The organism is Candidatus Roseilinea sp. NK_OTU-006, from assembly GCF_012931985.1.
Lineage (GTDB): Bacteria > Chloroflexota > Anaerolineae > J036 > Brachytrichaceae > JAAFGM01.
The window spans coordinates 17,143-28,865 of record NZ_JAAFGM010000036.1 but is presented as its reverse complement, the minus strand read 5'-3'; the positions used below and the strand labels follow the sequence as shown (position 1 = coordinate 28,865).

At 65.1% G+C, this 11,723-nt stretch carries 5 protein-coding genes; all 5 read right to left on the bottom strand.

Features of this window, described 5'->3' with window-relative positions; genetic code table 11:
• Nucleotides 1–275 precede the first annotated feature (275 nt).
• Nucleotides 276–3,494 (bottom strand): ATP-binding protein, encoded by a 3,219-nt coding sequence (locus GXH28_RS13900; protein WP_169239632.1) that lies wholly within the window; start codon nucleotides 3,492–3,494, stop codon nucleotides 276–278.
• A 25-nt stretch (nucleotides 3,495–3,519) separates the two neighbouring features.
• Complete coding sequence (locus GXH28_RS13895; RefSeq protein ID WP_169239631.1) at nucleotides 3,520–5,043, bottom strand: tetratricopeptide repeat protein; 1,524 nt, start codon at nucleotides 5,041–5,043, stop codon at nucleotides 3,520–3,522.
• The gene (locus GXH28_RS13890; RefSeq protein WP_169239630.1) at nucleotides 5,044–5,334 is read right to left on the bottom strand and encodes a hypothetical protein; all 291 of its coding nucleotides are present in this window, start codon (nucleotides 5,332–5,334) and stop codon (nucleotides 5,044–5,046) included. It abuts the gene before it with no gap.
• Nucleotides 5,300–5,527 carry a hypothetical protein gene (locus GXH28_RS13885; RefSeq protein ID WP_169239629.1) on the bottom strand — a complete coding sequence of 76 codons (228 nt, stop codon included), beginning with the start codon at nucleotides 5,525–5,527 and terminating at the stop codon, nucleotides 5,300–5,302. The genes GXH28_RS13890 and GXH28_RS13885 overlap by 35 nt, the downstream gene beginning before the upstream one ends.
• 97 nt (nucleotides 5,528–5,624) lie before the next feature.
• Nucleotides 5,625–11,621 carry a fibronectin type III domain-containing protein gene (locus GXH28_RS13880; RefSeq protein WP_169239628.1) on the bottom strand — a complete coding sequence of 1,999 codons (5,997 nt, stop codon included), beginning with the start codon at nucleotides 11,619–11,621 and terminating at the stop codon, nucleotides 5,625–5,627.
• Nucleotides 11,622–11,723 lie beyond the last annotated feature (102 nt).

Below are 11,723 nucleotides of genomic sequence, written 5' to 3'. Positions count from 1 at the left end.
TCGCATGCGCGTCTGGACGGCTTGTTCGGTCAGCGTTGGAAGAACGAAACCGTCCACTACGCAAATTCGGTGATGCGGTTCGCTCGGTTAAGCCGGCCTGCCAAAACCGTGAAGGCCGCGTCAAGTCAGTCGTTTACAACGCTCATCGCTTGTGTCTGAAGGTTTTCAACTGAGCAAAGGAGCGTTCTCAAAACGTCCTCAGGCTGAATTTTGGAATCGGGGGAGGGGGTGCGGAATGTGGTGCGAGATTTATCTCGCGTTACGTGAATGTCGCGCTACGAATGACGGAGGATGACATCCCGCGTGGAAGCTGCAGAGCGGCTATCCACCGCGAGTTGGAAGGGGACGAATGCGGTTTGAGCCAATGCGAGCAATTGGTCGCGGCAGGTGTGGGCAGGCTGAGGCTGGTTGAGCATCTGATGCAATTGCCAAAGCAGGAGGAGCGCTTCGCCAGTGAGAATCACATCAGGACAGGCGCGCGCCAGGATGAGGGCTGCTCTGGCGGCGGTCAACGCTTCGGCGGGACGGTTTTCAGAACGCCACATTGCCGCCAGCGTGAGTTTTGCCAATGCCTGCTGGGGCACCTCGCCGGCACCTCCCGCCTGACGGCTGAGAGTCTCCCACAGTTTCCGCTCTGTCACGCCGCGCTGCGCCTGGGTGTAGAGCCATTCCAGCTGTGCGGTTTGTAGGAATTGTGGAACGCCGCTGGCTTGCGCCGCCTGAATGGCGCGGCGGTGCGCCGCATCCGACTCTTCCCAATCCCCTATCAGCCGCCGCAGCCGGGCGCGGAACAGCGCGGCGAGCAGAACAACCGCATGTAAATCCTGCGCGGCAGCAGCATCCTCCGGAGCGGGGAGCGAATCGGCAGGGGCACGGCTGGCAGCCAGGGCTGTGAACGCCAGATAGCCCCGCATGAGCAACTGTCCGTAGCGGCTTTCCACCTGGCGGGCAACCTCCAGCCCGCGCTCGAAATCGGATTGAGCCTCGCGCAGCCATCCCATGCGCAGATACGCTGCGCCGCGCCCGGCAAATTTGCCCCACAGGCCGGGCAGGTGTGAATCCCCAGCCACCTCGATTGCCTGGCGGTAGGTTTCGATGGCCTGGGCATACCGTCCGCAATTGAGCGCCATCTGTCCTTGCATGGTCAGCGCGGCGGATTCCACGCGGCGCAGGCCGCCGCGCCGCGCCAGTTCCACCGTTTTGACGAGGGCTTCGCCCGCGCCCGCATAATCTTGGACAAAGACCAGCGCCGTCCCCAAGTAATTGAGGCTCTGCACCGTTTGCACGGAGGGCGCAGCGTGGCCCGCCTCTATCGAGAGCGCCTCGCGAAGATCACGAATGGCTTCCTGGGTACGCCCCAACATCAGGGCAGCCATGCCGCGAATGTTGAGGGCGCGGGCGACAGCCCGGGAATCGGCCAGGGCGCGGGCAAGCATGAGCGATTCGTCAGCAGATTGCCAGGCTTCGGCGTAGCGGTCGCTGGCGTAGAGCACATAAGCCCGGCGAGAGAGGGCATGGGCGCGGACGGGCGGAAAGTCGCTCGCAAGGCGCAGGGCTTCTTGCAAGAGCGACAAGGCCTCTGACTCTTGACCGCGATGGTAGGCAATGACGCCGCGCTGCAGAACGGCCTGCGCCTGCACTTCACGATCTTCAAGGGATGAGTCGTTTCCCAGCAGAGATTCGGCGCGTTCGATGGATTGCAGCGCCGGTTCGAATGCCGCCAGGTCGGTGTTTTCGCGAGCGTGCTCTAGCCAGAAGCGCGCCGCGGGCAGAGGCAAACCGCCGGCCTCGTAATGCGCCGCAATCTGCCCGGCAAATCCGCTCTCGTCGGCGTGAACCTGCTGCAGGGCAAGGGCAGCCCGCCGGTGGAGCTGAACGGCGCGCGCGGGGGGAATCGTTTTGAGGAGAATTTCGTGAATCAACTGATGAGGAAAGGCATAGTCCGGCGCGCCGGGCAGCGAGACTTCGGTCAGGAAGCGGTTGGCTGATAGGTTATCGAGCGTGGCGGTAAAGGCGGATTCCGGCCAACCCAGCACGGCTTGCAATTCGCGGCTGGAAAACGAAAAGCCCAATACTGCCGCGGCTTCGAGCATCTCGCGCGCGGTGCGGCTCAACTCTTCCAGGCGCAGGGCAATTGCATCGCTCAGGGTGAGCCAGGTCGGGCGTCTCCCGCGCGCGTGATGGATGATTTCGGCGGCTTCGCGCAGCAGTAGTGGCAAACCATTCGCATAGCGGATCAATTCTTCGTAGAGCGCGGGCGGCAGGGTTTCTTCGCGCAGCAGGGTCTTCAGAAACAACCGCGCTTCATCGGGGGTGAAGGTCTGAAGCGGCAGTTCAACCAGGGCGCGCTGCTGGCGCAGCGTGCGTTTGAGTTGCACGAGCGGCAGGGGCAGGTCATCCAGGCGGTGCGTGACAAGCATCAGCAGGGGGAGCGCCAGAGAGGTTTCGCTCAGTGCTTGCAGCGTTTCCAGCGAGGCGTCATCGGCCCAATGCGCGTCTTCGAGAACCAGGATGAGAGGACGGGCCAGCGCCAGGGCATGAAATGCTTGTCGCAAGGCGGCGCGCAGTTCATCGGCGTTGGGCTGCGAATGGCCGAGCAGGCCGTGCTTGAGCAGCGCCAGGTCGGGGACGAGCGGTAGGAGGCGGTTCAGCCATTCGGGAGAAATCTGCTCGCTGCGCGCCAGCAGGGGCGCGGCGGCGTTGAGAATTTGCGCCCAGGCTGCGTAAGGCCGCGGCGGAGAATCGCGCAGCGGTGGTGACCAGGTTCCCCACAAGACGCGCGGCGCGGCTTCTCCCAAATCTTCGGACAGGCGACGCAGAGCTTCTTGCAGGAGCGCCGTCTTGCCGACTCCCGCCAGGCCAGAGATGAAAACGACCCGCCCTTGCCCATGGATCAGGCTGCGGAACAAAGTGGAGAGATGCTCCAGCTCCGCTTTGCGGCTGACAAAAGGCGGCGCGGCGGCTTTTTGCGACAGGGGCGGGCGCGCCAGCCGGTTGTGCAGAATGTCGCTGTAGAGCGCCATTGTCTCTGGCATGGGCTGGGCGTCCAATTCACGTTCCAAATCGCGCGCCAGGTTTTGGTAGGTGGCCAGAGCAGCCGCGCGGTTGCCGGTTTGGAATTCAAGGGTCATCACCAGGCGCACCGCTTCTTCGTCCCAGGGTTCCAGGGCAATCAGGCGGCGCGCCCATTCGAGAGCGCGGGCGAATTCCCCGCGTTCAAAATAACCCTTTGCTAATGTCTTGAGAAGATTCAGGTAACGATTGCGCAGAGCTTCCCGGCGAGCAATCAAAAAGTCATCGTTATAGACTCCCAACGCCAGATCGCCACGATACAATGCCACGGCCCGCTCGAGCGCCTCGAGGCTTGCCCCCGCCTGTTCGAATTCGCTTACATCTACCCAGCACAAAGGAGAATTTTGCCAACATATGCTCTGCGGCAAGACAAGAAGCAGACTTTGAATTTCAGCAGGCAGAATATTGCGCAGGAGATACAAGTGACGGCGCAAATTGGCAAGGGCTTCAGACTCGGGGACATCGGGCCAGAGCGAGAATGCCCTGATTGACGGTGTCGAGATTGGGCAGGCAGACTGCGCGAATGATGTTGTTGACGAGGAATTCGTCGGTGAGGCCCCGGCCTTGTTCGCCTTGCGCCTGGCAGCTTTGGAGCGCCGATCTGGCTGCGTCATACCGCCGCTTGCCCTCGGCCGCGTCGCCGCGCACGTCGGCGATGTCGGCCAGTTGAATGTACGACCGGCCAATCACCTCGTAGGCCTGACCGAGCCGGCGGTACTGCCCGGCCAGTGAATCCAGCGCGCCGTTGAGCAAATCTACCGCCGCCAGCAGCGCCGTCTCTGCCGGCTCCAGATGATCGCGCTGATAGAGCGCCCCGCCTTTCAAAGCCCGGCCATAGCCCAGGCTCAAGCGCGCGCTCAATGCCAGCAGAGGCGCGTCCACAGCCTGCGGGGCGCGCTCGAACACGAATTGATACTCGCCGATGGCCTGATCCAACTCTGGGCTGTCGAGGCGTTGATCGGCCGGCAGCATGGCCACTCGTTGATAGTGGGCGTCGCCCAGGCCAAGATGCGCGCGCAGGTAAGCGGGGTCACGGCGCAATGCTTCCTCAAATGCGCGCTGGGCATCGTCGGGTTGCCTCAAGTACAGGTGCTGCCGGCCGATGAAGAGAAGCAGCACGGCTTTGCTGGGATCGTCGGGCCAGCGCGCCAGGTCCGCATCCGTGGTCAGCACGTCCAGCGCGCGATCCGGCAGCCTGTTCAGGTCGTACATCAGGCCCAGTGTGAACTTGGCCATCAGCTTCTGCCGCGCGATCAACTCGGCTTTCAAGCCCAGCCCTGCCCGTTGAATCGGCGCGCCCAGGCGGTGCGCGCCTACCAGATCATCGGCTACGTTGCGGATGGGCGCGATGTAGAACTCTGGCGTGAAGCTGCCGGCCGGCCCCTGCGCGCCGAAATTGCCGAACACCACGACATTCGCGCCCAGACTTTCGGCCAGCGCCTTTGCCTCGGTGATGTTCGACACGCGCCCGATGCTGGCTCGCTTGTCGAGGCCGGGGCCGCCGTGCCACGCCAGCGGGTTGAACAGATCCTTCAGCTCCGAGTAAGTGGAGAACTCGTCGCGCAGGGCGCGATACACCGCGTCGCTGAGATCCTGCCCGGCCGGCGAAGCCTGCGCGTCGAGCTGGCCGAACTCGGCCACCACCACGTTGAAGTAAGGCGCGAAGTCGCTGGTCGGCATGCGCGCCGGCACGAAGGCGATGTAGCTGGCCACCGCCGCCAGCGCGATGAACACGATCACGCCGATCAGCACCGGCGTAGCCGGCACCACCAGCGCGCCGATGCGAATCTTCAGAATGTTCTTGCCGACGGTGACATCCTGCGAGTTCTCGACGTTGGCGGCAATCACATCGCCGCCGCTGCGCGCGTCGCGGATCAATTGCGCGAGGCGCTTGAGCGGGTTCTTGTCGGGCGGTGGGGGAGTGGAGGGGGCGGGGGGCGGCGCAGCGGAGGCAGGCGGTTGGTCAGCCATTCATGCTCCAAAGCGCTGCCGCACCCACAGCAGGGCGGCAGCGCCGGCTTTGCTCATCACGCGCCCCACGGCCGGCAGGGCAAACAGGGCGCGCAATGCCCCGGCCGCCTGCGGCGCATTGTCCAGCAGCCAGCCGGCGGCTTCGATGATGGTTGCGCTGTCCGGCTTCACCCCTTCGTCGGCGCGGGTCAGCTCGCCTTGCAGCAGCTTGAGTTGCAGCCGGGCGATTTGCGCCTGCGGCCCGTCGCCGGCGATGCTATCGGCCAGCGCGGTCAGGCCCGCAGCGATCACCCACCTGCCGGTCGTCCGGCGTCGGCGCGCCGAGGTTGAGGGCGATGTTCTTGCCGGCCGCCACTGTGTTGAAGTTGCTGATGTTCGCCACGATCACGTCGCCACGCGCCGCCGGCAATTCGGCGAAGGCTGTCCCACCACGGCGCGGCGGGGGCAGCCGGCGTGTCCTGCGCTGGCATGTCCCAGGCCACATCGGGCCGGCGCTCCTTGCCGGAAGTATAGTCCACCGAAGAGACCTCTCCCCCGGCCCCCTCTCCTCGAAAGAGAGGGGGTTAGGGGTAAGGTCGCTCCTACTCCAGTTCCACCGAATAGCTCACTTTCCAGCCGTCGTTGGCGGTGCCCTCGTCGTAGCGGATTTGCAGATACGCGCCGGCCGTCCAGCAGAACGGCTGATCCCACCAGCGCGTCTCCCAGCTCTTCCAGCCGTCGGCGTCGCAGAAGCCCAGCCCGCCGGCCACCCAGCCCGTGCCCTCGAACTTGCGCACGGTCTGGCCGCTGAACGTCTGTTGCCAGTATTGCAGCGTGATATCGCCGCGAATGCTGACCAGGCAGATGAAACTGCCGAAGGCGTAGCCGCGCAACTTGCCGCCCCAGGCGTCGCCCTGGCCGTTGTCGATCGACCAGTACCAGCCGGCCACCTCGGCCCCCACCGTTACCTGCAACAGGCAGTTCACCCCGTACACGGGCACCTGGCCGTGCGCGCGCAGGTAGAAGCCGGTGAAGGTTTGATTGCCGCTGCCCGGTATCTCCGACAGCTTGCTCATCAAATCCTTGAAGTGCGTTTGCAGCACCGGGCTGTTCGGCTTGATGACGCCGACCAGCAGGCTGCCGCCCAGGCGAATCTTGCTGCCGCCGGGGTTGGTGTCGGCCACGCCCTCGAACTCGCCGCCGATGTAATTCACCTCGGCCCCCACGCCCACCACCACCGTCAACAGGTCGATGCGCGGGTTGGCTTTGGAGAGCAGCTCGTAGCCGGTGAAGCCGCCCTCGAACTGCGGCAGGATGGGGTTGATACGGAACGAGACATCCATGCGTTTGATGAAGTCTTCCACCATCGTGCTCTGGATGTTCTTGCCGATCAGGATGAAGTCGCCGTGCCGGTTGATCTCCAGGCTGATGCGTTCGGCCAGCAGGCGCGGGTGCTTGTCGCCGTCCGGCTGCCAGCGGAACAACAGGCTTAGCTGGAAACGCTCGAACTGCGCCGCCGGCCCGCTGCCCGTCATCTCCACCAGCCCGCGCAGCCGGCGGAAGAACAGGCCCCAGCTATTCATCTGCCCCATGCTGCCCCCGCCGAACTGTTCTGTGTCGGGCAGGCTGGTGGCCGGCGCGTCCTCGTAATCGTTCAGCACGGCCACCGTGTCGAGGTACGTGCGCGCGCCGTACAGGCTCCACACGTTGTTGAGTAACTGGGTGTAGCTGGTCACGTTCAGCAGCGCCAGCTTGCCGCCCCAGGCCGTCAGCGTGGGGGCGGAGGGCGGCGATCCCAAAGGCAGGGCGGTCTGCTCGGCCAGCGCGCGATACAGCGCAATGCCGGCTGCCTGTCCCAGATACACCCCCAGCCGGTCCGGCTCGATCACCACGCCGGTGTCGAGGTTCAGCACCTGCGCCTCGCCCGGCAGCGGCGGGATCACCCCATCCGGCACCAGCTTGTAATTCTCGAAGCCGGCGAACATGCCGCGCCCGCTGGCGGGATGCTGCGCGTACACCAGCCGGTCGTAGTCCCACACCAGCTTGACCACGTTCAGGTCTACCCACACCTTCTCGGCGCGCACCGTGTCGCTGAAGCCGACGTAGTTATCCCAACCCAGCACGAACAGGTTGGGGCGTGGCCGGCCGGCCGGCCCCTTCAGCGGCCCGAAGTACGGCGCGATCAATGCGCCCTTCAACTCCACGAAGCCGCGCTGGTTCCAGTTGTTCGTGGGCGGCGCGGTTGTGTTCGCCGCCGGCTCCCAGATTGGCCCTGCGCCACCCGGATAAAAGACGGGGAACACCCATGGATCCCAGCGCGCCGTGTTGTTCAACTGGAAGCCCTCGATCAGGAACGGAAAGCCGTCGAAGGTGAAGTCGGCCCGGTCGTACAGCAGGGTGGCCGAGTAGAAATCGCCGTTCGGGTAGAACGAGAGGTCCACGTTGACCGCTGCCGGCTGCGTCGCGCCCGGCGGGCTGACGTGCGGCAGGCTGATGGCCGTCTGCGCCCACAACATGGCGTCGTGATACGGGCCTTGCTGCGTCCAGCCGGAGGGTTGGGCGCGAAACTCGGCGCTGCGGAAGCGCGCGCCTAATTCCCAGTAGCGCAGCGTTTTGCCGGCCTGGCCGGGCGGAACCGTGCCGCCGTCGATGCAGCCGGTGTTCTGGTTGAACCACAGGTTGACCAGCCGCAATGTCACGCTGGGCGGGAACGGCAGGCGCAGATCGGCGGTGGCGTTGCGGTCGAACACGAAGTTATCCAGCCATTCCAGCTCCATGTTGTCGAGGCTGGCGTCGTAGCCGTGAATGGGCATCGGCACAGGCGCGAGGAGTTTGGCCTTCTGGCGCTGGCTCAGCCCGCCCCGGCGCGCGTAGGTGTTCACCGCCGCGTTGAAAGTGGCCGAGGGGCCGCTGCAATTGCTGTAGAAGAGCTGGGTATTGGCGAGCCGGCGGTTCAGCCCGGCCTCGATCTCAGCCGGCTGCGCCAGCCCTACATCGCGCGTATCGCCGGGTCGCGTGGCCCACATCTCCAGATGCGGCCGGCCGGCGCTGGTCAGGCGTCCCAGGTACAACTCCCAATCGCCGGCGAACAGGCGAAAGCCGTTCTGCAACCACGCCACATCCTCCCCGGTGTTCCACACGCCGTAGGCCGCCCCGCCGGGGTCGAGCGTCAGGCTGATGAAGTTGCCGTTCAACACGACCGGCGACGCTGTGGTGATGCCGGTGTGATAGCCGATTGTGGCGCTGCCGCCGCCCAGTTGGCCCGACACGATGCGCGTGCCGCTGATGCCTATCGCTCCGCCGGCGGCGCTGAGCTGGAACCCGAATGGGTAGCTGGCCGTCCACCCCAGCAGGCTGGTGGTGGTGAAGTACCCGCGTAGGCCGTCGGCTTCGACGCTCACACTCCCGCCGGTGTACCCCCCGCGCAGGTAGCCCTCGTTGCTGTCGGCCAGCGCGGATGCGCGCGGTGTGGGGATGCCGGTGTAGCGATCCAGATAACGCAGACAGCTCTCGGTGGCCGTGATGCCGTATTGATCCATCGTCAGCGTGCCCAGCGGCACGACCGAGGCCGGCAGCGTCTCCAGATTGAACGAGAAGAACGGCGCGGCGCAGTTCTGCATCGAGGGCGGCAGCGGCGAGGTCATGCTGAAGGACAGATCCCCGCGCAGTTGCACGCTGAGATACGGCCACCAGTCGCTCTCTGTGCCGCTGTTGCCGGCCAGCCGCAGCGTGTCTGGCAGCTCAATCCATACCTCGCCGGTGTTGGCATTCGGCTGGCTGAACCAGGGTTTGGCGCTGATCTGGCGCACTTGGTAGTTCAGACCACCCGGATACTGCACCGGCGTGGGTATGAGCATCACGTCGAGCTGGCCGGTGCAGACGTGGTTCTGCGCGTCGCCCACCGTCACAGGGTTGGCGACGCTGCCGAAATTGACCGGCCAGTAGATCACATTACCCGGCGGCGTCAGGCGCAGATACCCAAAGCCGATCAGGCCGGCTGGGTTGCTGACGGTCAGCGTGACCGAGACCACCTCGAACCCCTCGCCAAAGCGCAACGGCTCGCCGGGGCTGAATGAAACGGGGGAACAGGTGGCGACATTTTGGGTTTGGGATTTGGGATTTTGGATTTGGGATTGTCTGAGGAGTGACGATAGCGGACTGGCAATTGGCGATTGGCTATCGTCGTCTGTTGTCTGGACAAGCATCGGCGATTCGCCGTATGCGGCGCTGCGCGGGCGCGTGTAGCGGATCGGCTCGCCGGTGCGTGGGTTGAATTCAACTGCCACATACCAGTAGCGATCGTGCTGCGCGGCGGCGTCCTGATACACCGGCCCGCTCATCACAATCGGCGTAAGCTGGATGTAGTCGCTGTCGCGATGCACGCTGCGGAAGACCGCCCACGCGCGCGGGGGGGTATCCACCGAGTCCCAGTGCAGAGATGCGCCCTGGCCGGCCTGCCACGTCAGGCCCACCCAACCCACTTCGGTGATCGGGCGTTGCCCGTTGACCACTGCCTTGAACGTGCGCGGCGATGACGACGCCGTGACGCCGTTGAAGGGGAAGCCAGGCGACGTCAGCGCAGTGACGGTGTACACATACACAGTTTGCGGATCAATGGTGGTGTCGGTGTAAATGCGCGCGGCGGGATTGGAGACATCGAACACGTCCACGCCGCCGGCTGTGCCATCGGGCTGCAGAATGGCCTCGCGGCTGATGCGAAAGCCGGTGACCCCGCCGGCCTCGCTCGCATCCCACAGCAGCCGGGCGCTGTAGCCGTTCACGCCGCCCAGCGCCGTGTCGATGCTGGTGATGATCGGCGTTGGCGCAACGGGCGGGCGGATGGGGATCATCCACGGCACGCTGAACGGCGCAGGGTCGCTCAGGTTGCCGTGCGCGTCGGCGGCGCGCATTTCGCAACTGACGCTCTGCAAGGGCAGCGGCGGGCGGTACACGCTTTCCAGCTTGAAGTTGTTCACGCTGGTGATCTCGGCCATTGGCAACAACTCGCCGCCGGGGGCAAAGCGGCAGGCGATGCGGTAGCGTGTCGTGTCGGTGCTGGGCGATGTTGCGTTGATGCAGTAGCCGTCCTGCGGCCTGCCAAAGGCGTCGCACGAGTGCACGGTCACAGTAGGCGGGCCGGGTGGCGTCAAGTCATGGATCACGGCCTGGGCCGGCGCGCTGAAACCGCTGCGGTTGCCGTCCTGATCGAACGCCTGCACGCGATACCAGCGCACGCGCTCCAGCGTGGTGTCGGGGTCGTTCCACGCGCGCACCGAGGCGGTGCCGGTGAACACGGCGCGCCAGCACACGTTTTCGTCGGCGCAGCCGGCCTGCTGCGTGACCGAGATGCTGAACGAGCGATACACCACAAAGCCGCTCAGATCGGCAGTGGGCGTGATGTCCCACGACACCACCACAGTCGAAAGCGGGAGGGTGGCCGTGAGGGTGGCGGTGACGTTGCGCGGCGGCTCCGGCGGGTAAAAGTCGCGCGCGCGGGCGGTGAGCGGCGCGCTGAACTGGGCCGCGTCGGCCGGCCATTGCCGCACCTGCCCCAGCAAGTCGCGTGGCGCGACGCGATATACCCATTCCCCCACAGCCGGCGCGGCGTCGGCGTAGTAGTAACTCACCTTTTCGTAGGCCAACGTGGTCGTGGTCGGCGGCGTGTCGGAGAGCGGGATCGTGACGGTGAGCGGCTGCACCGGCTTGACGCCGTTGACCTGTGCCAGCGCGGTCGGCGCGGTGATCGGGGCGCGGTAGATGTCGTAGCCGGCGACCCACGCGCCGTTGATCGAGGCGGTACTGGTGGGCGGCGCGATGTTCCAGCGCAGGTAGGTTGTCTGGTGGAAGCGCCGGTTCTGTTGCGCCGTGCCCCAGTCGCCGTCTTTGGGGCGCACGTGCGCGCTGGTGTCGCCCAGATCCAGGGCGGTCAGATTGGTTGGCGCATCGAGCGGCGTCAATTGGCCGGCTCGCAGCGACACACTGCCCAGCGGGGTGATCTCGCTGCCCAGCGCCGCTTCCACGCGATAGGTGTACACCGTGCCGGGGGTAATGGCCGTGTCCAGATACCCCCAGCCGATCACCAACGCCACCGGGTAGTAGTCGTTGGCCAGTTGTTGCGCGCCCAGCTTGTTCGCCCGCAGCACCCCCAACAGCGAAGGGATATTGGTGATGCCCAGCGCGGCATAGTCGGAGATGATGCGCGTGTACAGGTTGGGATAGCGCGGCTCCGTCGTATTCAGGATGTTGATTGCCTGCGATGGATTGGTCACCGAGACGACGGTGGCCACCAACACTTCAGGCGCGCTGCCGGCGCGACGATACACGCGGAAGGCCGGCTCGCTGGCCGGCGACCAGAACCAGCGGATCAGCGTGCGGTCGGTCGCCGTGGCGTAGCCCAACCCATAGCGATTGATCAGCGGGTAGTGGTTCATCACGATCGGGAAGAACGCGCGCGGCGTCACCGGCCCGTTGCTGGCGGCAGTCGCCCGATGGTTGAGCGAAGGACTCGCCATCGCGCTGATCAGCATCGCCAGCGCGATGATCCCACGTGTGACAAGGTGTCCTGTGCTGCCGTTGTGTGTTTGCTTCGGTCGTTCCATATCACATTCCTCTTGTGCAATCATCCAGACGCATGGCCCGGCGCTGTCGGTTTTGACCGAACCACAAAGAAACGAAGCCCACAAAGAGACCCTGAATGCTTC